This is a genomic window from Ferrimonas lipolytica (assembly GCF_012295575.1).
GTDB lineage: Bacteria > Pseudomonadota > Gammaproteobacteria > Enterobacterales > Shewanellaceae > Ferrimonas > Ferrimonas lipolytica.
The window spans coordinates 2,157,310-2,179,342 of sequence record NZ_CP051180.1; the positions used below are offsets into that span (position 1 = coordinate 2,157,310).

Annotated in this window: 19 protein-coding genes; 1 reads left to right on the forward strand and 18 read right to left on the reverse strand. The window is 48.8% G+C overall.

Going from position 1 to position 22,033, the window contains the following annotated elements; all coding sequences use genetic code 11:
* Positions 1-166: 166 nt before the first annotated feature.
* From purF to fabB, 10 genes are all read right to left on the reverse strand, one after another.
* Positions 167-1,681, reverse strand: coding sequence for an amidophosphoribosyltransferase (gene purF / locus HER31_RS09980; protein ID WP_168660435.1), 1,515 nt, complete (start codon positions 1,679-1,681; stop codon positions 167-169).
* A 67-nt stretch (positions 1,682-1,748) separates the two neighbouring features.
* Entirely contained in the window at positions 1,749-2,240 is a 492-nt protein-coding gene (locus tag HER31_RS09985; protein WP_168660436.1) for a CvpA family protein, read from the reverse strand.
* Positions 2,241-2,329: 89 nt separating this feature from the next.
* Positions 2,330-2,896, reverse strand: coding sequence for an SPOR domain-containing protein (locus HER31_RS09990; protein WP_168660437.1), 567 nt, complete (start codon positions 2,894-2,896; stop codon positions 2,330-2,332).
* A 2-nt stretch (positions 2,897-2,898) separates the two neighbouring features.
* The gene (folC, locus tag HER31_RS09995) at positions 2,899-4,143 is read right to left on the reverse strand and encodes a bifunctional tetrahydrofolate synthase/dihydrofolate synthase (RefSeq protein ID WP_168660438.1); all 1,245 of its coding nucleotides are present in this window, start codon (positions 4,141-4,143) and stop codon (positions 2,899-2,901) included.
* Entirely contained in the window at positions 4,140-5,072 is a 933-nt protein-coding gene (gene accD, locus HER31_RS10000) for an acetyl-CoA carboxylase, carboxyltransferase subunit beta (protein WP_168660439.1), read from the reverse strand. The genes folC and accD overlap by 4 nt, the downstream gene beginning before the upstream one ends.
* 214 nt (positions 5,073-5,286) lie before the next feature.
* Positions 5,287-6,081, reverse strand: a complete 795-nt coding sequence (gene truA / locus HER31_RS10005) for a tRNA pseudouridine(38-40) synthase TruA (RefSeq protein WP_168660440.1) — start codon at positions 6,079-6,081, stop codon at positions 5,287-5,289.
* Positions 6,082-6,205: 124 nt separating this feature from the next.
* Complete coding sequence (locus tag HER31_RS10010) at positions 6,206-7,756, reverse strand: FimV/HubP family polar landmark protein (RefSeq protein ID WP_168660441.1); 1,551 nt, start codon at positions 7,754-7,756, stop codon at positions 6,206-6,208.
* Between the two features lie 73 nt (positions 7,757-7,829).
* Positions 7,830-8,840: an aspartate-semialdehyde dehydrogenase gene (locus HER31_RS10015; RefSeq protein WP_168660442.1), complete on the reverse strand. Its 1,011-nt coding sequence runs from the start codon at positions 8,838-8,840 to the stop codon at positions 7,830-7,832.
* Positions 8,841-8,853: 13 nt separating this feature from the next.
* Complete coding sequence (locus HER31_RS10020) at positions 8,854-9,954, reverse strand: 4-phosphoerythronate dehydrogenase (RefSeq protein WP_168660443.1); 1,101 nt, start codon at positions 9,952-9,954, stop codon at positions 8,854-8,856.
* Positions 9,955-10,043: 89 nt separating this feature from the next.
* A complete protein-coding gene (gene fabB / locus HER31_RS10025) occupies positions 10,044-11,267 on the reverse strand; it encodes a beta-ketoacyl-ACP synthase I (protein WP_168660444.1) in 1,224 nt (407 codons plus the stop codon).
* Between the two features lie 126 nt (positions 11,268-11,393).
* On the opposite strand from fabB, the gene mnmC reads away from it, so the two are divergent.
* Positions 11,394-13,352 (forward strand): bifunctional tRNA (5-methylaminomethyl-2-thiouridine)(34)-methyltransferase MnmC2/FAD-dependent 5-carboxymethylaminomethyl-2-thiouridine(34) oxidoreductase MnmC1, encoded by a 1,959-nt coding sequence (gene mnmC, locus HER31_RS10030; RefSeq protein WP_168660445.1) that lies wholly within the window; start codon positions 11,394-11,396, stop codon positions 13,350-13,352.
* Positions 13,353-13,472: 120 nt separating this feature from the next.
* On the opposite strand, the gene HER31_RS10035 is transcribed toward mnmC, so the two are convergent.
* From HER31_RS10035 to HER31_RS10070, 8 genes are all read right to left on the reverse strand, one after another.
* On the reverse strand, positions 13,473-13,721 hold the full coding sequence (locus tag HER31_RS10035) for a DUF3297 family protein (RefSeq protein ID WP_168660446.1): 249 nt from the start codon (positions 13,719-13,721) through the stop codon (positions 13,473-13,475).
* Between the two features lie 282 nt (positions 13,722-14,003).
* Positions 14,004-15,809 (reverse strand): DUF885 domain-containing protein, encoded by a 1,806-nt coding sequence (locus HER31_RS10040; RefSeq protein ID WP_168660447.1) that lies wholly within the window; start codon positions 15,807-15,809, stop codon positions 14,004-14,006.
* A 316-nt stretch (positions 15,810-16,125) separates the two neighbouring features.
* Positions 16,126-17,379 (reverse strand): tetratricopeptide repeat protein, encoded by a 1,254-nt coding sequence (locus HER31_RS10045; RefSeq protein ID WP_168660448.1) that lies wholly within the window; start codon positions 17,377-17,379, stop codon positions 16,126-16,128.
* Positions 17,380-17,393: 14 nt separating this feature from the next.
* Positions 17,394-18,014, reverse strand: a complete 621-nt coding sequence (locus tag HER31_RS10050; protein ID WP_168660449.1) for an energy transducer TonB — start codon at positions 18,012-18,014, stop codon at positions 17,394-17,396.
* 1 nt (position 18,015) lies between these two features.
* Entirely contained in the window at positions 18,016-18,420 is a 405-nt protein-coding gene (locus HER31_RS10055; protein WP_168660450.1) for an ExbD/TolR family protein, read from the reverse strand.
* A gap of 12 nt (positions 18,421-18,432) precedes the next feature.
* Positions 18,433-18,957, reverse strand: coding sequence for a MotA/TolQ/ExbB proton channel family protein (locus tag HER31_RS10060; RefSeq protein ID WP_168660451.1), 525 nt, complete (start codon positions 18,955-18,957; stop codon positions 18,433-18,435).
* A gap of 2 nt (positions 18,958-18,959) precedes the next feature.
* Positions 18,960-20,330 (reverse strand): MotA/TolQ/ExbB proton channel family protein, encoded by a 1,371-nt coding sequence (locus HER31_RS10065; protein WP_168660452.1) that lies wholly within the window; start codon positions 20,328-20,330, stop codon positions 18,960-18,962.
* On the reverse strand, positions 20,330-21,103 hold the full coding sequence (locus HER31_RS10070; protein WP_168660453.1) for a DUF3450 domain-containing protein: 774 nt from the start codon (positions 21,101-21,103) through the stop codon (positions 20,330-20,332). Before HER31_RS10070 ends, HER31_RS10065 begins: the two co-directional genes overlap by 1 nt.
* Positions 21,104-22,033 lie beyond the last annotated feature (930 nt).

Consider the following 22,033-nt stretch of genomic DNA (forward strand, 5'->3'; position numbering starts at 1 on the left):
GTCGTGTTTATCGCTCTGCTTCCATGCAGCTAGAGCCTCTAACACACCAACATTGAGGTAGCACTGGATCGGCAACGCCTCAATTGTAAGTGACAACAAAAAACCGCCGCGAATTGTCGTTCGCGGCGGTTGCGGTAGCTCTACTAGCGTCTATGACCAAAAGGCATTATGGGTGACAAACGTTATGGATCTCTAGATTGCTACTCTGCTCACCGGCCTTAGCAGTCTTGGCATTGTCATTACGAGACTCATTCAGCTTATCCAGATAATTCTGATCCACATCAGCCGTAACGTAGCGACCACTAAATACCGAAGTTTCAAAGTGAGCAATGCTTGGGTTTCCTTCACGGACCGCCGCTTCTAAATCATCGATATCTTGGAAAATCAGCCCATCGGCGCCGATCTGACGACGAATCTCTTCAACATCGCGGCCATGTGCGATCAGTTCATTCGGACTCGGCATATCGATACCATAGACGTTAGGGAAGCGGATCTCTGGTGCCGCTGACGCAAAGTAAACCTTCTTAGCTCCAGCATCGCGGGCCATCTCGATGATCTGCTCAGAAGTAGTACCACGCACAATTGAATCGTCTACCAGCAATACATTCTTGCCCTTAAATTCAACATTGATGGCATTAAGCTTGCGGCGAACGGATTTCTTCCTCTCAATCTGACCCGGCATAATGAAGGTACGCCCAATGTAACGGTTCTTAACGAAGCCTTGGCGATACGGTAGGTCCAGTTCGTTGGCGATCTGCAAAGCGATATCGCACGAGGTTTCTGGAATTGGGATAACCACATCGATGTCATTATCTTCCCACTCACGCTTTAACTTAGCACCAAGCTTGCGGCCCATGTTGACACGGCTGCCGTATACCGAGATGCCGTCAATGGTTGAATCTGGGCGAGCAAAGTACACGTATTCAAAGATACACGGCACATGTTGTGGCTTGTGTGCGCACTGCTCGGTAAACAGATTGCCATCAAAATCGATAAATACTGCTTCACCTGGCGCTACATCGCGCATGGTTTCAAAGCCAGAAGCATCAAGTGCAACCGACTCAGACGCTACCATGTACTCGGTGCCTGCGGCAGTAACTTTTCGGCCCAATACCAGTGGACGAATACCAAATGGGTCGCGAAATGCCACCATGCCGATGCCGATAATCAACGCAACAGAAGCATAAGCGCCACGCACCTGCTCGTTAAGCTTGGTGACCGCGGTAAAGATCTGACTCGGTGACAACGTTAAGGTGTCGAATTTTTGCAGTTCATGAGCCAGCACATTTAGCATCAGTTCAGAATCAGAGCTGGTGTTGATGTGACGACGCATCACTGCCATCGATTCAATCAACTCATGGTAGTTCGTAAGATTACCGTTGTGAGCTAAAGAGATCCCAAACGGTGAGTTTACATAGAAAGGCTGAGCTTCTGAGGAGCTGGCGCTACCGGCCGTTGGGTAACGTACATGGCCAAGGCCAGTGTTACCTTGTAGACGGTGCATATGTTTAATTTCAAACACATCCTTAACCAGTCCATTGGCTTTTCGTAATCGAAACGCTTGGTCATCAACGGTTACGATACCTGCCGCGTCTTGGCCGCGGTGTTGTAAAACGGTCAGGGCATCATAGATCAGCTGATTGACCGGGGCGTGTCCAACAATCCCGACAATACCACACATGTTAGAGAGTCCTCACAAAGGTCGATGTTCTATTTAGGGTTTTTCTTATAGGTATAAATAAGGCAGGTTAAACCTGCCTTGTGATGAAACTGGATGATTGTTCAATGTGTTCGAAAAACCATTGAATAACCACTTTGAACTCTGGGATTAGGGTTGAGTCTGTCCACCAATCTGAATCCGATAAGCCGGTAAAGGTATCAAGGAAAAACAGCACAGCTGCAACGACGAGAATGCCGCGCAGGCCACCAAAGCAGGCACCTAATAATCTATCGGTACCCGATAACCCGGTTTTATCCACTAACTGTCCAATCAGGTAGTTAACCAAGGCACCAATAATGAGGGTGGCGATAAACAGGATAGCCGCGGCTGCGCCTAAACGAATGGTGTCATCACTTATCTGGGTTAAATAGACCGCCAGATCTTCGTAGAAGCTGCTCGCAATGAAGAAGGCACCAATCCAAACCACTAAAGACATCGCTTCACGAGCGAAGCCTCGGATCAGGCTGATAAGAATGGATAGGCCAATAATAGCCATGATGGTGTAGTCAATCCAAAGCATGGGAGCAGTTCAGTCCTTTATTTTTGGGCGCGATTTTAGCAAACCCGTAGGGTATTAACACCCCTAATAAAAAGCTCGCAAATGCGAGCTTAAAGTTGAAGCGGGTCGTAGGCAACTACGGTGCCAGACATCTTCATTTTCTTAACCAGATCGGTTCTTAGGGTTTCTACCCGTTGTTTATCTATCTCTGGACCAACAAATACTACCGTTAGCGCGCCATCAATAGGCTTGGCCGGAATGGTATAAGTTGGGTATTTCTGCTGCCGCAGCTTAGCAACCAGTCGTTTAACATTGTCGGCATTCTGGAAGCTACCCATACGGACACTCCAACCCGCTTTAACCGACGTTGACTTAGGTTTGGTATTGGTTGCCTTAGCGACCTTCTTGTCAACCTTCAACGCCTCTACCTTTGCTACAGTTTGCACTGCAGCTGCTATCTCCGCGTCTGACTCAATCTCCCAACTTGGCTTGGTTAGCTCCTGAATCGGCTCAACCGACTCCACTTCCACGACTTCAACCGAAGGTCGCAGCGGGATAGTGGCAAACTGTTGCTCCAATGTGGCTTTTTCGCCATCAAGGATCTCCGGCAATACTAGTACGGCAACGGCAACTAACACCACTGTCCCTACTAGACGATTATGAAACGCACTCGCCACCGTTATCTCCTTTGACGCCAATACTGCTTTGCTTGTGCCACAGTGTAAAAGGAGCCGAACAAAATCACCAGATCAGTGGCCGACGCATTTTCAATGGCATGCTTAAAAGCAGCAGCAACCGAATCAAAACAATCGGCTTGCGGAAGTAGCTGTTGCATCGTTTCAGCGTTTGCCGCGCGAGCAACGTTTAGCGGCGCTATCAGCCATTGATCAACCAACGGCAGTAACGGGGCAATGCTGTTTTCCATGTCTTTATCACCGAGCATTGAGCAAACAGCGATAATTTTAGTCGCAGACTGCTGTGCCAACCAAGTAGCCAAATAGCGTGCTGCTTGCGGATTATGAGCCACATCGATAACGATATTTTTAGCCAGTGACTCCAACCGCCCAGGAACAGATACCTGCTCCAATGCAGACACTATCGCTGCGTCACTAACATTTAGCGGCAACAGCTGCAGTGCAGCAATCACTGCGCCGGCGTTATCCACTGGGATCTGAGGCAGCGGCAATCCATTGCACTCCATGTTACCCATGCGGAAACACCATGAAGAGTCGGCAACTTCAACGCTAAAGTCGTCATTACGACAAACTAGATTAGCTCTGAGTTGGCGGGCTTGGGCTAATAGCGTTAGTGGAGGGTTGGGATCGCCACACACCGCGGGTTTGTTGGCGCGCATAATGCCCCCCTTCTCCACCGCAACCAATTCACGGGTATCGCCAAGATAATCTTGGTGATCAAGATCGATGGTGGTGATAAGTGCTAGATCCGCATCAATGACATTGGTTGCATCAAGACGACCACCAAGCCCAACTTCAAGCAGCACCACATCGGGTCTATGTTGCGCAAATAACCACAGCGCTCCTAGGGCCGAATACTCAAAGAAAGTTAAGCTAACATCTGCCTGTGCCGCTGCTATGGCGGTAAAGGCATCTACATGGGATTGATCGCTTAGCTCGTTACCATCAATACGGACTCGCTCACGATAGTGCTCAATGTGAGGAGAACTGAATACACCAACTCGATAACCCGCATTGGTGAGGATCTGTTCCAGCAAAGCACAACTGGTGCCTTTGCCGTTGGTACCGGCAACGGTAATAACGGTGCTATCTGGCAGAGCCGTTAAGTTAAGCTGGCTAGCGACTTGTCTTAAGCGGGTTAGCCCAAGATCAATTTCGGAAGGGTGAAGCGATAGAATATGTTCCAACCACTCCGCAAGGGAGTGGTTGGCAGTAAGCCGTTGGCTCATTGCTGAGGCTTCTCAACGTCTTCAATAATAGGTTCAACTACGTCATCTAAACTATCTTGCTCATCGGTGCCGTCGGTTGCCAATTTATGAGTGAACTTAGCCAGCAAACGCGCTAAGGTGTCGCGCATTTCGCGGCGGTCGACAATCATGTCGATAGCCCCTTTTTCCAGCAAAAATTCACTGCGCTGGAACCCTTCTGGTAACTTTTCTCGCACGGTTTGTTCAATCACCCGTGGGCCAGCGAAACCGATCAAAGCTTTCGGTTCTGCGATGTTCAGATCACCCAGCATCGCCAAACTAGCAGATACACCACCCATGGTTGGATCGGTCAACACCGAGATATAGGGGATGCCGCGATCGCGCATTTTCGCAAGTGCTGCTGAGGTTTTTGCCATCTGCATCAACGAGAACAACGCTTCTTGCATCCGCGCGCCGCCGCTGGCTGAGAAGCAGATCAGTGGGATGTTCTCTTGCAGAGCCACATCAACCGCTCGAACGAAACGGGCACCAACAACCGAAGCCATTGAACCGCCCATAAAGCTAAATTCAAACGAAACCGCGACAACCGGCATGCCTTTTAGATCACCACGCATGGCGATCAGAGCATCTTTTTCGCCACTGCTTTTGGTTGCTTGGCTGATGCGATCTTTATACTTCTTTGAATCTTTAAACTTCAGCTTATCTTGCGGTTCAAGCTCTTCACCTAATTCGCTGCTGGTGTCGTTATCGAGCAGTTGTAGCAAACGCTCGCGAGCGTTGATGCGCATGTGGTTGTCACACTTAGGACAAACCTCAAGGTTGCGCGCTAACTCAGCGCGATACAAAATCTGGTCACACTCGGTGCACTTGCTCCAAACCCCTTCCGGTACGCTTCGGCGTCGATCGGAAACCGCTTGGCTTTTCGGCAATATTTTAGTTAACCAACTCATTTTGGCCTTGTCTCCATCTGGGCAATAGGGACCATGTTTACGTTTTTATTCGTAAGGTAGGGCAAAGTCACTACCAAGTTCATGGCCTTGCAGGCGAGATTCTGTCAACTACGACAGGGAATAACGGTCATTAAACCACAAGCTACTAAGGGCTTCTAACGAAAACTGGTCGTACCCGCCGTTTTGCACAGGTTCGCCACCAGTTCGTAGCAAATTAACGCAAACTATCTGGTAGGAATAAAGGACCGGGGGTGCTTTTCGGAATATTGAACTCAGCAGGGTAATCCACCTCAACCAAGTACAGTCCTTCCGCCTTCGCGGTTGCTCCAGCAATGTTCCGGTCTTTGGCAGCCAACAATTCAGCAATCCACTCAACCGGCTTATTGCCCATGCCCACTTCCAGCAATGAGCCTACGATATTACGCACCATATGATGAACAAAGGCATTGGCCTTAATATCCACCACGATGTACTCACCGAAGCGATCTACATGGATATGATGCACGTTGCGCCATGGGCTATGGGATTGACACTGGATCGCGCGAAATGAGGTGAAATCGTTCTCTCCCAACAACGCTTGCCCGGCCAACTCCATCCGTTTTTCATCCAGTTGATGATAGTAATGACTTACTCCATGACGGAGGATTCCCGGGCGCAGGCGGTGATTGTAAATAACGTAGCGATAACGTCGGGCAGTAGCGCTAAAGCGAGCGTGGAAGTCATCACTTACTGGCTGTGCCCAACGCACGGCGATATTGTCTGGTAGGTTGGCGTTGGCGCCTAGAGTCCACGCAGCCGGACGACGATCAAACTGTGCATCAAAGTGAACCACTTGGCCTGTACCATGAACACCCGCATCCGTTCGACCTGCACACAACACATCAACAGGATGGTTAGCCACCTTGGCTAATGCCTCTTCCAGCTTCTGCTGCACCCCGATCACTTCACGTTGTTTTTGCCAACCGAAGTAGCCGTGTCCATCGTATTCAATGCCCAAAGCAATGCGCATGTGTTCACCTCTTAAAAAATCTAGGCGCGGAGTATACCAAATCTTAGCTTGACGTGGAGTAAGCCAAACCAACGAAAACGGCGACCTTTAAGGTCGCCGTTAGAATTACTTAGCTGGTTAGCTCTTACAGCTGTTTTAGCAAGCTGTCCGCTTCATTACGCTGCGCCTCATTACCTTCCGTTTTAACCTCTTTCAGCAATGCTTTGGCACTATCGACATCTTCAATCTCAATATAGGCTCGAGCCAAATCGAGTTTGGCGCTATAGCCACCATCATCACTGAGAGGATCAGATGCTGGGGCAATGGTGTCGGCTTCGGTATCGGACATCGACATACCTGGGCTGTTCTCACTTTCAGCCAGCAGCTTATCAATATCGATAAATTCATCATCACCGAAGGCAGAGTTATTATCTGCCTTTGGTGGTTCTGACGCCGCCGAAATCTCTGCAGTTGACTCAGCCAATGCTTGCTCAAAGTCGCTATTGTCGCCGTATATCGCTTCCGATTCTGCGTTGGCCGCGTTCAGCTCTTCATCCTTAAGCAGATCATCCAACGACATCACGTCATTATCTTCATCTACAGATTGTTCTGACTCTGCCAAAGAGGTCGCCGTTGGCATCACTGGGGCGGGCGTAGACTCAGCTACTGCTTGAGTTTGAACTACCGGTGAAACCGGCTCTGGCACCATCTCAGTTAATGGATCTAACGGAGTTGAGATAGGCTTGATCATCTCACCATCCTGGATTGGATTAGGCGAAATAGGACGATGGCGGCGACGCATCACAAACCACAATAGGCCAATGATTAACAATATACTCAATGGCCCAATGGTCACTAACGCTAAGGTATTTTCACCGAGACTTTGCCAGAACGACGGAACAGGCTCCTGTTCAGGCTCATTAACTACAGGGCTGTTGGTTACGGCTTTAGGCAGAGGCTCAAAGCGCTGTGCATCAAGCTCCTCCTCAAGCATCCGATTAACCGATTGTTGATCATCCAATGCGATTTGCAGCACTGACAACTCTTGCGATAGCTGCTGTAACTGGCGTTGCAATATCGCGTTTTGTTCAACCATCAACGCCATCTGTGCGGCATTAGCATCGAGCTCAGCGCGCAGATTTTGTAGCTGCAGCACTGTATCTTTTTGACTGTCTAAATCATTAGCTAGACGCTTGTTCTCTTGCTGAAGTTGCGCCAGTTGCTGCTCAGTGTTACCCGCCGGCTCTGCGGCGGCTTCAATCTGCTTAACTGGAAGCGCTACCGGCTTAGCTGGTTTTACCTCATCGGTTGGCACCCAATTGGAATCGTGGTTCTTCGCTTGTTGTTTCGCCTCGCTGGCGGGATAACCCATCATCACATCACGGGTTGGTATCGTGAGCACATGATTACGTTCAAGCGAGTTAAAGTTTTCGGAAGTAAAGGCGTGAGTGTTCGCGTCAAATAACGCCTGCATCACTTGATACACGGTTACCTGTGTATCCGGACGCACCTTAGTCGCAATGCGCCATAACGTATCGTTTCGTGTAGTTGGGCCATATTGACCTAGGGCTTGTTTTTCTACCTGTACCTTACCGTCCGGCCCAGACAACAACAGTGTCTGCGCTGGCGCAACGGCAGAAAACAGCATGCCAGATAATAACAAGGCGCGAGTCGCGCAACGACAAAGATGACTCATTGGATATCTATTCCACAGTAAAACAGGGGGCAGAGCCCCCCTGTTAATTCCTTTTTAGCTTAGATTCAGCATATTACAGATAGTCGCGGATAAGAAGCTCTGCAATCTGTACTGAGTTTAATGCGGCACCTTTGCGAATGTTGTCGGCCACAACCCATAGGTTCAGATCGTATGGACGAGCTAGATCTTGGCGAACACGGCCAACGTAGACGTCGTCATTGCCCTGAGCATTACCAAATGGGGTTGGGTAATCCTCATCATCGGCCATCAAGGTGATGCCTTCGGCTTGCTCAAGCAGAGATTTCGCTTCATCCGCCGAGGTTGGCTGGCGTGTCTCGATATGAATGGCTTCAGCGTGACCGTAGAAAACCGGTACCCGAACAGCAGTGGCATTAACCTGAATGGATAAATCACCGAAGATCTTTTGAGTTTCCCAGACCATCTTCATCTCTTCGCGAGTAAAGCCGTTGTCCATGAACTGGTCAATCTTTGGTAATACGTTAAAAGCAATCTGATGCTCAAAAACGTTAGCTTCCGCTTGCTGTGCATTCAACAACTGACTGCATTGCTTAGCTAACTCTTCGATGGCACTGCGGCCTGCGCCAGAAACTGACTGGTAGGTCGCCACATTGATGCGGTCGATGCCGTAGTGATCGTGCAACGGCTTAAGCGCGACCACCATTTGAATGGTGGAGCAGTTAGGGTTGGCAATAATATTACGGTTACGGAACTCCGCCAGTGCACCAGGGTTAACCTCTGGCACCACTAATGGGATCTCTGGATCGTTGCGGAAATGACTGGTGTTATCGATAACCACACAACCGGCATCAGCAGCTATGGGAGCCCACTTCTCGGATACACTGCCACCGGCACTGAATAACGCAATCTCAACTTCATTCCAGTCGAAACTTTCTACGTCAATCACATCCAGCGTTTCCCCGTTAAAGCTAACGGTTTTACCAACGCTATTGCTGCTGGCCAGCGGGATAAGTTTGGCAACCGGAAATTCGCGCTGCTCTAAAATCTCTATCATTGTTTGGCCCACTGCTCCAGTGGCGCCTAAAACCGCGATGTTATATGCCATGATTGACGTTCTCTTAAATGGTAAAACCTAACTCACTCAACGTTGTAGCCATGCCAGCTGGGGCACCAATAATACGTTGAGCACTAAACTCTCGTCGCGCCAAATTGGCTTTGCGGCGAGCATCAAAACCGGTTGGTAAAGCGCTTCTAAAGCGCAGATCTTCTTGCGCTATGTCATATACGGTGGCGCAGATCTGCGCCAACCATTGTTGCTCTAGCTGCGCGGGAGCCGTAACCACAGGCAAGGGCTCCACATCAATCAGCTCGGCCAGCGTCGGGGTTGTTTGTTTCCCTTGATACAATGCCTGATGCAGCATCTGGCTACCACGGATCTTGCCTTCAACGGAATAACCGGCAATGTGCGGCGTAGCAATCTCTGCCAGTGCCACCAGCTCCATCATAGGGGTGGGTTCATTCTCCCACACATCAAGCACTAAACGCAGTGTTGGTTGCTGTTGTTTGTAATTAATAAGCGCTCGATTATCAATCACTTCACCACGACTAGCATTGATAAGCCAGCAGTTTGCTTGCAACTGACTGAGTCGTTGATTATCCAGTAAATAAAACGTATCGCTGCTGAGCGGTACATGCAGTGTAATCACATCACATTGCGCTATTATTTGCTCGAGTGAATACCACTGCCCTGCGTCTCCTCGCTGTTGTCGTGGCGGATCACAACACATGATCGTATAACCAAGGGCTCGCAAGCGCCGCGCTACTGCAGTACCGGTATTACCAAGGCCAACGATTCCGATGGTTTTGGTTTGCAGATCCTCATCAGAACGCTGTGCCAGCAACAGCAGTGATGATAGTACGTATTCACCTACCCCTTGCGCATTGCAGCCAGGGGCGTTGCTCCAACGCACCCGACGCTCCTCAATCTGCGGAATATCAAAATGATCGGTACCAATAGTTGCGGTGCCGATAAACTCGAGATTTGGCGCAGCATCGAGTAACGCGGCATCCACCTTAGTTACCGAACGCAACAACATCACTTTGGTGCTGTCATCAACATGATGCGGGTCGATATCGCGGCCAGGAAAGGTTTTGATGTCACCATAATCGGCAAACAATGGCGCCAATGCAGCCATGTTTTCGTCGGCAATAATGGACATTCTGATGTTCTAACGAGGGATTGGGTAAAGCAGTGTAACCGATGCAGGCTCGGGGTGCAGCCCGAGCCTGATGGAGAAGGTGTTAACGTTTATTTGTAGCGCGTTAATACCAAGGCAGCATTGGTGCCACCAAAACCAAAACTGTTGCTCATTACAGTATCAAGCTGCACATCTTTGGCGACGGTAATGATTGGCATCCCTTCCGCTTTTTCATCGAGCTGGTCAACGTTGATGCTTGGTGCAACAAAGCCATGCTTCATCATCAACAAGCTGTAGATCGCTTCATGTACACCGGCAGCACCAAGGGCGTGACCGGTCATCGCTTTGGTGGCGCTGATCATTGGCATGTCATCACCAAAAACCTCGGCAATGGCGCCAAGTTCTTTGGTGTCGCCTACTGGAGTAGACGTACCGTGGGTATTCAAGTACTGCACCGGTGGCGCACCGGCAGCTTTCGCTTCCGCTAACGCAATATTCATGCAGCGCACTGCCCCTTCGCCTGACGGCGCCACCATGTCCATGCCGTCTGAGTTGGCACCATAACCAACAATCTCAGCGTAGATGTGAGCACCACGTGCTAACGCATGCTCCAGCTCTTCAACCACAACCATGCCGCCGCCACCAGAGATGACAAAGCCATCGCGCGCAGTATCGTAAGTACGTGAAGCTTTAGTTGGATCGTCATTGTACTTGGTAGACAACGCGCCCATGCCATCAAACCCCATTGCTAGGGTCCAGTGCAGCTCCTCTGAGCCACCGGCAAAGATAACGTCTTGCTTGCCTAGCTGGATCTGCTCAACCGCATGACCAATACAGTGAGCACTGGTGGCACAAGCAGAGGAGATCGAGTAATTGATGCCTTTTATCTTAAACGGTGTTGCCAAACAGGCAGATGCAGTAGAAGACATAATACGCGGCACCAAGTATGGACCAACACGACGAACGCCTTTAGCACGCAGGGTATCAGCGGCCTGTACTTGGTTCAGTGACGAAGCACCGCCACAGCCAGCAACAATGCCTGTGCGTGGGTTGCTCACCATTTCTGGCGTTAGCTTGGAATCTTCAATCGCTTGTTCCATCGACAAGTAAGCGTACGCCGCAGCATCGCCCATAAAACGCATCACTTTGCGGTCGATGTGTTCAGCTGGATTGATTTTCAGATCACCCCATACTCGACTACGTAACCCAAGCTCTTCAAATTGCTCTGAGTAGCTGATACCACTTCGTCCAGCGCGCAGTGATTCTGTCACTTCATCGGCGTTGTTGCCGATGCTGGAAATCACACCGATACCAGTAATGACCGCTCTTTTCATTGATTCATCCTAAAAATAATATGTTGTGCTAACGCCGCTATCCTAGCGCGAAGCGAATTAGCAACTGGTCGGCTTTCCTGTTACCACGTTACAATGGCACCAGTTTTCACTATCGAAATAGAAGCCGTGAGCCAGATTACCCCTGCTGAGATCGATTGGTCAGATCCCGCCGCACCACTTGCTGCCAACTTTGGCGATTTCTACTTTTCCAAAAAAGACGGCATTGCCGAGACCGACTATGTGTTTCTGCAACACAACCAATTGCCACAAAGATGGATACAGCATCAACGTGACTATTTTTGTGTTGCCGAGACCGGTTTCGGCACTGGTCTAAATCTCATGGTGTTATGGCGACATTTTCGGGTATTTCAACAGCAATACCCGAAAAATCGCTGCCAACGGCTGCATTTTGTCAGTTTCGAGAAACATCCGTTGAGCGAAACTGATCTCAACCGAGCTCATCAACAGTGGCCGGAATTTGCGGAAATGGCCGCGCAGATCCGCGCTAACTACCCACTGCCAATAGACGGCTGCCACCGGATGGTGCTGGACGATGGCAAGGTTATCGTCGATCTATGGTTTGGTGATGTACTGGCGCAATTGCCAAAACTCTCCACCGGCAACAACGGCATTGTTGATGCGTGGTTTTTAGACGGTTTTACCCCAAGTAAGAACCCCGATATGTGGCAACCGCAACTGTACCAACAGATGGCACGCCTCTCACGCCACGACGCAACTGTTGCTACCTTCACCGCCGCCAGTGCGGTTCGCAAAGGCCTTATCGCAGAAGGTTTTGCGATGCAAAAAGACCAAGGTTTTCGTGGAAAACGCGAAATGATCTTTGGCCAACGCAACAGTGAGGGGTCAACAAACGCCGCTCCCTCTCCTTCACAGGTCGCTGTTGTCGGCGCAGGAATTGCCGCTGCCAGCACCGCGCTAAGCTTAGTGCGCCGTGGCATCAAGGTTAATCTTTATTGTAAGGATGAACAGCCGGCCGGGGGCGCATCAGGCAACCGCCAAGGGGCGCTTTACCCGCTACTGAATCTTGCCAACGACGGTATGTCGCAATTCTTCCAGCAAGGATATGTATTTGCCCGCCAAGCGTTAAACCAGCTGAGTCAAAATCACCATATTGACCATCAATGGTGCGGCGTGTTGCAACTGGCACCCAATGCGACAATAACAAAACGAATTGAAGGCTTAAGCCACTATCCATGGCCGACAGAGTTAGCTCACGGTGTTACTGCAGAACAAGCTAGCCACATTGCCGATATAGATATACAGCAGCCCGGTTTATTCTACCCATATGGTGGTTGGCTTAATCCCGCTCAGCTAACAGCAGCAATTATCGCGCAAGCCACTAAATCAGGGTTGTTAGCCTGTCATTTTCAACACCAGCTGAATCGATTAGCGCAACAACGCGATGGCTGGCAACTGCAGTTTGCAAACCATAAACAAACAGTAACAGCGAACAGTGACGCGGTAGTTTTAGCAATGGGACACCATAGTGTTGGCTTCGAGCAAACCAAACCGTTACCGCTTAATCCAGTTAGAGGGCAGATTGCCTACCCGCCGGAAAAACCACTAACGGCACCACTAAAAACCGTGCTGTGTGCTGATGGTTACCTAGTACCCAGCCTTAATGGGCGACTAACCTGTGGTGCCAGTTTTGGCCGTGGCGACGATAGTTGCAAATGGCGATCTGAGGATAAGATCGAGATTGATGCCCGAATGGATAACAGCTTTGGCCGCTACGTTTGGCGTACACAACTGCAGCAGGATGACCACGGCCGTGCTTCCGTTCGCGCTGCAGTGAGAGATCATCTGCCATTAGTTGGGCCAGTTTTAGATTGGGATTTGGTGGACAACAATACACCGATTAACGACCCACCGTTACAGCAAGGGCTGTTTATACTGGCAGGACTTGGCTCTCGTGGCTTATGCAGTGCGGGCTTGAGCGCTGAGCTATTAACAAGCCAAATGTTAGACGAACCTAGACCGTTAGCTGAAGATCTACAGAAGTTATTGGCACCGGGAAGGTTTTGGCTGCGTAAGATCGCCAAAGGTCAACCATTACCAAAGTGATTGAACCAATAATGGTTAAAACAAAGCGATAGCTAAGTGGGATTATCGATGCACCAGACTCAACGCTGGGCATCGAAATATCGTATTAGCACGCTACCGTCATCAGGCCGTGCTAGCTACTTAGATGTAAAAGGCTTCAACGGTGCCTTTACGGGTAAGCAGCATCGGTTGACCACGACGATCTAGTGCTTTAGGAGAGGCAACTTTTACCCAGCCTTCGCTAATGCAGTATTCCTCTACATCATTACGCTCTTTGCCGTTCAAGCGGATACCAATTTCATGCTCAAAACACGCTTCCACATAATGTGGGCTGCGCGGGTTGCTTGAAAGGTGGTCAGGTAATGCTGGTTTTGCAGTGGTATCGGTCATGTTGCTGGCCTTAAGTACGTATAAAGGCGGTCATTGTAGGTAATGGGCGCCCTGCCCTCAAGGGATCTCGTAGAAAATGGAGATCACCGGTTTGGGCTAGAACAACAAATTCGTGAACGGACTTACAGGCCCCATAGCTGACGGTATGACTTTAGAGTATTGCAACAAGTTAAGTAGATTCAACTGACCTTTGGTTGCTGCCAAAACATCACCCTCAGCCCGTGCGGATTGAGGGTGATGCCGACATACAATTGAGGCTGCCTAGATCGTAACTTACTGTGGCTATGCGCTTTGCTGTTGCTTAACCCACAAATCGATTTTATTTTCCAGCAATGCCATTGGCAACGAGCCTGACGAAAGTACCTGATTATGAAAATCACGTAGGTCAAACTTATCACCCAATTGAGCTTCAGCATCCGCGCGCAAGCGCAAAATCGTTAGCTGACCAACCTTATACGACAGTGCTTGCCCCGGGATCGCCATATAACGTTCTACCTCAGCAATTACATCGGTTTCTGCCAAGGGACTGTTATCAAGCATGTATTGGATAGCCTGCTCACGGCTCCAACCTTTAGCGTGTAAGCCGGTATCGACCACCAAGCGCATCGCTCGCAGCATCTCATCGGAGAGTTTGCCAAAATACTGGTAGGGATCGTCAAACAGTCCCATCTCAATGCCAAGATATTCAGAGTACAGTGCCCAGCCCTCTTCGAAGGCAGTATAGCCGCCAAAACGCTGGAAACTCGGTATACCTTCTAGTTCTTGCTTAATCGCAATCTGAAAATGGTGTCCTGGTGACGCTTCATGCAGCGATAGCGTGGTCATCCCCCACTTTGGCTGTGCCTTCAGGTTGTAGGTATTAACGTAAAATACCCCTGGGCGACTGCCATCAGGTGCTGGCGCTTGATAGCTGGCGCCAGCAGCCGACTTCTCCCGAAACGGCTCAACCGCCTTAACCACGTAATCGGCCTTCGGCATCACATCAAAGTACTGCGGCAATACCGTATTAATCTTGGTGCGGATCTCACTGTAACCTTCAACCAGTTGTTCTGGTTTAGCAAAAAAGAATTGCGGATCGGAACCAAGGTACTCAAAGAATGCTGCTAGGTCGCCCTCAAAACCAACCTGAGCACGGACCTTATCCATTTCAGCAAGAATCCTAGCTACCTCTTCTAGCCCCAACTGGTGGATTTCAGCGACCGGTAGCTCGGTAGTAGTGTGCTTATTAGCAAGATGCTGATACCACTTGGCACCATTAGGTAGCTGCCCCCACCCATGGGATTGACGACTCGCCCCTAAATAGACCTCAGTGAAATAGTCTCGCAACTGCGCTATCGCCGGCATTAGCTTATTTGCTAGGGCCGCATGATAGCGATTACGTAACGGCGTCGCCGCCGACTCCGGAATGGCGTCGCTGAGGTTAACCAACGGGCTGTAGAATGGGCTATCTTGCAAATCGACATCGACCAGTGCCGACAGTTGCGGTATTAGTTTTTCAACCAATACCGTTGGCAACACGACCCCCTGTTCAATACCTTGATCCATTCGCGCTTGCGCCGAATCAAGCCACACAACAAAGTCGTCGATACGACTAATAAAATTTTCAAAGTCCTCAACGGTGGCAAACGGCTGCGCGCTCTGCCCACTGCCGAGCTGCACAAAGGTGATTACCTTGCTGTAGAACTGATTCATCGGTAGCAGTTCAGCGGCGAACTGTTCTCCTTCAATGGCTATCTCAAGCTCATATTGCAGAATATCGCGACTCAGTTGTTGCTGCGCTGTCAACGTTGAACGGTCATATTCGGTCACCGCCGTAAGGTACTTAGCATTAATTTGCTTACTTTTTGCTAGGTATTCATCGCTGCTGGTATTGGCGAGATGGTTGTTGTATTCAGCTCGACCGATGTAGGTTCCCATCAATGGATTAAGATCGATACCATCATCAAAGTAGTTTTGCGCTAATTGATCAAAGCGAAGATCAGCCACTTCGACCACAACGTTGCTAACTACAGTATCCGTTGCAGCAGGCTGGCAGCCGCTGATCATTGCCGCTGTCGCCAATGCTACGACTGAGAGTTTAAAACCCATAGTTGTGCTCCTTGCATAATAAAAAGACGGTGTAACAGTTACGTGTTGAGGTTTATATCAAGCCTTCCGGTCTACCGATTGCAGTACTCTTAAGAGGAGCTTCGCCCCCTTTGGAATCCCCCTTTGCCTTAGGTCACAGTCCAAAACGCTTCGCTGGACTGCTCCTATGCGGCAGAAGATCAACGGCGGTAGTGCTTTCCCTTGTATCAAAACTCGCCTAGCCGGTACTTTACCAGCATTGGAAAGAACAACACTTAATTGGTACACAACATAATAAAAAGCCCCGCAGTGCGGGGCTTTTTGGTACTGAGATAACTTATCTCACCGATACTTTTTTCCGCTTAGCGGTGTCTTCAATGTAAGACAACCAGCTCTTGGCATTTTTAGCCGTCTTACTATCTTTGGTCGCCGCCATACATGCTTTATAAGCAGACTTGAACTCATCTAGATAGAAGTGAGCTTGCGCTAAGATCATCTGTGCTTCACCAGTGCTCTTGAGGCCAGTGCCATCAAGTGCTTTGCGAACCGCAGTCTTTGCTTCACCGTAACGCTCACGCTCCATCAACAGACCAGCTTGACGCATATAGTGCTTTGAGTTGCCGGACAGTTCGCCAGCTTCCCCATAGAACTTCACTGCTTTATCAATCTGTTTTGCCTGATGATAAGTGTTAGCCAACATCGAAACGGCGCCAACGTCACGCTCCACCAACCCATCTTTCAAGTATTGTTCTTGTAGCTGAGCTGACTTAAGCGGCACTTCATTCTGAGCGTAAAGCTGAGCTAGCATTTTGTACTCGCTCGCTTTCTCCAGAAAGCCATTACGGAAGGCAACGTCCATGGTGTACAAAGACTTTTTATAATCTTCACCCAACATGTACATCTGCGCTAACTGAACCCAAGCACGGCCTTCTTGCGGGAATAAGCGAACAATCTCTTCAGCAATTTTTGCTGCATTTTTGTATTGCTTAGTCTCGTAGTAGGCACCCATCTTCAAGCTGTAAGGTGCTTTATTAACACGCTTTTGCAAGGCGATAGACTTATCAGCAAAGCTGATAGCTGGCTTGTATTCTTTCTTCTCGTAATGCGCGCTCGCCATCCGCAAGTAAACGTTAACGTCTTCCTTACAGGTGAAGGTCATCCAATCTTGGTAGTACTTCAATGCGTCATCAAACTTACGCTCCGAGATACTCAGATCGGCCAACAACTTAATCGCGTTACCGTGATCGCTACCGCCAAGTTGGTTAATATCTACCGCCACCTTAAGGTGTTTCATTGCGGTATCTACCTTGCCATCTTTACCGGCGTACAAACTACCGATCATGCGCGAAACGTAAGCTTTATCGAAGTCACTGCTGGTTTTAATCTCCAGTAGGACTCCAAGCGCTTCATCAACTTGCTCGTTGCTGTAAAGCTCGTAGGCTTTCTGAACCTTCTTACCTACCCGCTCCGATACCGCACGACTCTTACGTTGGTCGATTGGACATTTTTCGGCGGCCAGTGCTGGCAACGTAATCGAGCCAGCAACGACGGTCAGCAATAAAGCAGGAATAAATTTGGTCTTCTTGAACATATTTTCCTCCTACCTTAACCGTTAGCTTTATCAAGTGAGAAATCCAAACGAACTTGTTGAGCTGGCTGTTTTACCGGCTTACCGTCAACAATCTTCGGCTTGTATTTCCACTTACGTAATGCTCGACGCGCTTCTTGGTCGAACAAACGACGAGGCTCAGCTTGAATAACTTTAACGTCATCAACACCGCCCAACTCATTAATCGTGAAGCTCAACACTACGTAACCTTCTTTACCATCGCGTGCTGCTTTCACAGGGTAACGAGGTTCGATTCGTACGATTGGCGTTGCATCACCATCACGAGCCATTGCGTTGCTTGGATCGCCAAGTCCAGTATCAATACCACCAAGATCTGGGCCAGAGATGTTGACTGAAATCGAGTCACTCACATCGGCCGTATCTGGTTCCATTTCAACAGGCTTTGGCGGCTGTTGCGGCGGCTTTGGCGGCTTCGGCTTTGGACGGTCACGATTTTGCGCTTGCGCGTCTTGCCGCTCCATCACAATCTCAATTGGTGGCGTCTCAAAGTTGTTGGCGTTACGTTTCGCACCGCCACCAACCAAAAACGCCATAAAAGAGAACAAAGCGAAGGTCACCGCAGCACCAACAATTAGGGCTAACAGTGATCTAAACATATTAGTTAGCCTCCGCTGAGACCGAAATTTGGTCAATGCCAGCCGCTTTAACTTGGTCCATCACTTTCACAACGACACCGTGTTTAGCTTCTTTATCCGCTTGAATCATTACTTGCGCTTCTGGCGCTTCAGCCAGCATACGCTCAACGTTCGCACGAACACGCTGTACATCAACTTCACGCTTCTCCATGTAAACGATGCCGTTTTCATTGATCGCGATGAAGATGTTAGCGGACGGCTTCTTAGACGCCTGCTGAGCCTTTGGACGGTTCACTTCAATACCAGACTCTTTAACGAACGAAGTAGTTACGATAAAGAAGATCAGCATGATGAAAACGATGTCCAACATCGGAGTCATGTCGACTTCGGCTTCTTCCATCCCTGTGGAATGCTTCTTACGTGCCATAAAAAACTCTCTTTAATGATGCGGCAAGTTATCTACTAGCTGCTCTGCAGACAACTTTAAACGGGCTTTCAGACGTGTACTGAAGAAGACACCGGATAGAGCTGCTACCATTCCCGACATTGTCGGGATTGTGGCCATAGAGATACCACCAGCCATCAGACGAGGGTTACCAGTTCCCTGAATTGCCATTACATCAAATACTGCAATCATGCCGGTAACAGTACCAAGCAGACCCAACATTGGACAGATAGCAACCAGAGCATTGATTAAACCCATACGTGCATTTAATTGTTCTTGTGCCTGGGAGATCCACGCTTCACGGATGCGATGGGCATACCAAGAAGTGCTGTCCTCGCGAGCGTCCCATTTGGCGATAATCTCTTTACGTACGCTTGGAAAAACAAAGCTAACGAAAAAGTATCGTTCCAACATCAACACCCACATCAGGAACAGCGCTCCTGCAACCAACCAGAGTACATCGCCTCCCGTGGCCATGAAGTCCCTGACAGACTCCCAGAGTTCTACCAGGTAAAGCATAATTACTTGCCTCGCTGTTCAGCGTGAGACGCAACGATGCCGGTGCTCTGTTTATCAAGCACATCTGTAACAGACTTGGCACGACCAGCAACAAATGCATGCATCAAAATCAATGGCAATGCAGCAACCAGACCCAATACGGTAGTTACCAACGCCATTGAAATACCACCAGCCATAATCTTCGGATCACCGGTACCAAACAATGTGATGTCTTGGAAGGTCGCGATCATACCGGTTACGGTACCCAACAGACCCAACATCGGCGCGATAGCAGCCAGAACCTTGATCAGGTTGATGCCAGACTCAATCTTCGGAGTTTCTTGCAGAATCGCTTCGTCCAGTTTCAACTCAAGCGTCTCAACGTCAACGTCGCCAGCTTCTTTATAAACCTTAAGAATACGACCCAAAGAGTTGTTGCCAGGGTTGTCCAGCTTCTTCATTTGAGCACGGATCTTGGCAGATTCAGCGGTTAGCGTTAGCAGTTTCCATACTGAGATCAGCAAACCAAATGCCAACAGACCAGCAATGATCTTACCTACGATGCCACCGGCTTCAAATTGCTCTTCAAGAGTTGCCTTCTGGGTGTAAACCTGTAACAGGCCACCGCGAGATGGATCAATAAACACCTGTGTGGTTTCGCCCGGAGCAGCGCCCTGGAATTTACCAACAGTTGCTACCTTGTAGCCTTCTGGCTGCTTAGGTAATTGCAAGATGGTGCCAGTGTTTGGGTTAAAGTTAAGGAACTCGCCGTTACCCATCAGGGTAAAGCTACCAACACGAGTCACTTCCATCGCTTTAACTTCACCAGAAGAATCAGTCACGTCAGCGGTAAACTTAACTACCTTGCCAGACTGAGTCATTTCGGTTTGCAGCGAGTACCAAAGCTCTTCAAGTTCCTTGATGGTTGGAAGCTCTTTCGCCATACCCAACTTCATCATAACTTCGTCACGACCAGGGTACTGGGAGCTAACCAAAGAGGTTGCTAACTGACCAGACATGTCACCAGAAACCTGACGAACCACACCAAACATTTCGCCCAAGTCACCGGTAGCTGTAGCCAAATCACGGCTTAAGCGGTCGATTTCCTGATCGTTGTCGGTAAAGCTTTTCTGCAGATCCACACCGCGCTGCTTTTCACCAGCCAGTGCCGACTTAGCGCTCTTTAATAGCGCTTGCTTGTCTGCGCGCTCAGAAACAAATTCAGCTTCACGCTTCTTGTTTAATCGTGCGTCAGATTGGCGATCGGCTTTAATTTGGCTAAGCAGTTGATCTAGGGTTTGCGCAGCGCTTTGTGCTGCTGGTTCTGCGGCTAAAGTACTCGCAGAGAAAGTCATAGCGGCTGCAACAACGGCAGTAGTGATGAGCTTTTTCATTATTCTGCACTCTCCGCGGTTTTAACTGGAACTCGGAACAGATCAGGTGCAGCTTGACGACGAGCCATCTTGATTGCACTGGTTACGTTCCGCATTGAATCTTCTGGCATTGCTGTCCAGCTGCGGTCTTCGTTATCCCATACCCAAGCCTGCTTCTGATCAACAGATTGAGCCATGAAAACAACGCGGCCGAGGTGGAAGAAATCAACAACCTTCTCTTTGCCATCCAGAGACAATGTGCCTTCGTAGGCGTTCATCTTGTTGCCGTACTCGTTTTCGATCTGGTACGCGTCCAAGACCAAACGATATTTCTCAGAAGTAGAAACGTCGGAGTCGCCCATTACTTCTTTCAAACGTTCTACGCGGGCAGTACGTTCTTCAATTTGGAAAGGAATATCCAGAGCAACGAATTGGTCTAAAGATTCGATCATGCGGCTCATCAATGGAACAACACCCTGTTTGGTGCGTTCAATACCATCAATCTGTGATTGCAGCGAATCAATACGATCTTGTTGATCAGAAACCAATGTTGATACGTAGTCGTTGTAATGCTTCAACGTTTCGGTTTCATCAACAACCAAACGGTACTCAAACAACATATCTTGAGCTTGGTCGTACAGTTTATTCACTTTTTGTTGAGATTTAGCCGCGTCCACTTGGATCTGCTTATCGGCATCTTGAATATTCGTCAGCTTGTCTGCTGCTACAGACATACCACTTACAGTAAGCGCTAAAGCAGCTATAACTGTAGAGGCTAGTTTGGTTCTTTTCATCACGGACATAGTTCCCAACCAGTCTTGTTTTGAGTCCACAGCCCCGAACACTATTCCACTGTGTTCGTCCAGCGTTGCACCGGGGCCAGTGCCGTTTTTTATTGCTTTTTTATTAGCCGGTTCACGCTTTTGCGAGAGTTTAGGCCTCTGCATCATTCCATAGCGCAACAAGTTGTGTCAACTACGCAACAACAGTAACAGGTGAGTTCACTTGTCTTTAAAATATACCCAATCGCAATACTCAATTCGAACACAAACAATCAAAATGTAAACACTCATGTTTTCAAATGGTCTGTGCAAAGGTAAATATTAAGTAGCGACTCTTCATTAGTGTTAAAAAAAACGATTCACTCAGTAACAGTAAATACAACGACCACAACCGGAAAACAGAGTTTCAAGGGCGCTTTACAGCTCAGTCAATCATTTTTTACGGCAATTAGTTGCAAAAATGTTATCGCTGTAGGCGGGGTTAGATCTCTGCTTAGGTGTTAATGATCAACCAGTTGCCGTAGCAAAAATGAGCTGGATAAGTTGAAGTAATAACCAGCTTTAGCTAGCGTTCGCTCACTTTGTCTCGTTATTCCATCCGTTCGGTTTGTGATTTTTGCCTGAATTGGGCTTCATTAATTACCTAAACCAATACAATTTAGCCTTAGCTAAATAAAACCTAAGATATGGAACCAAAACAAATTGATATAGTGACGGTCAAAAAACAGGCAACCATATGATAGCTAAAGAAGTAATGGCGCTATTTTGCTAGCCAAAATAATAACTCTCGCTAACAGCACTGGCAGTTTGTTTAATTCAAGTGACGGTTATTTATGCAACCAAAGAGGATATTAACTCAAAGGAGGGGGAATTTGAGTTAATCGCTAGTGCAGACGCTTTACCGAAGAATAAAACGGCAACACAACGGCAGAGAGTTACTAC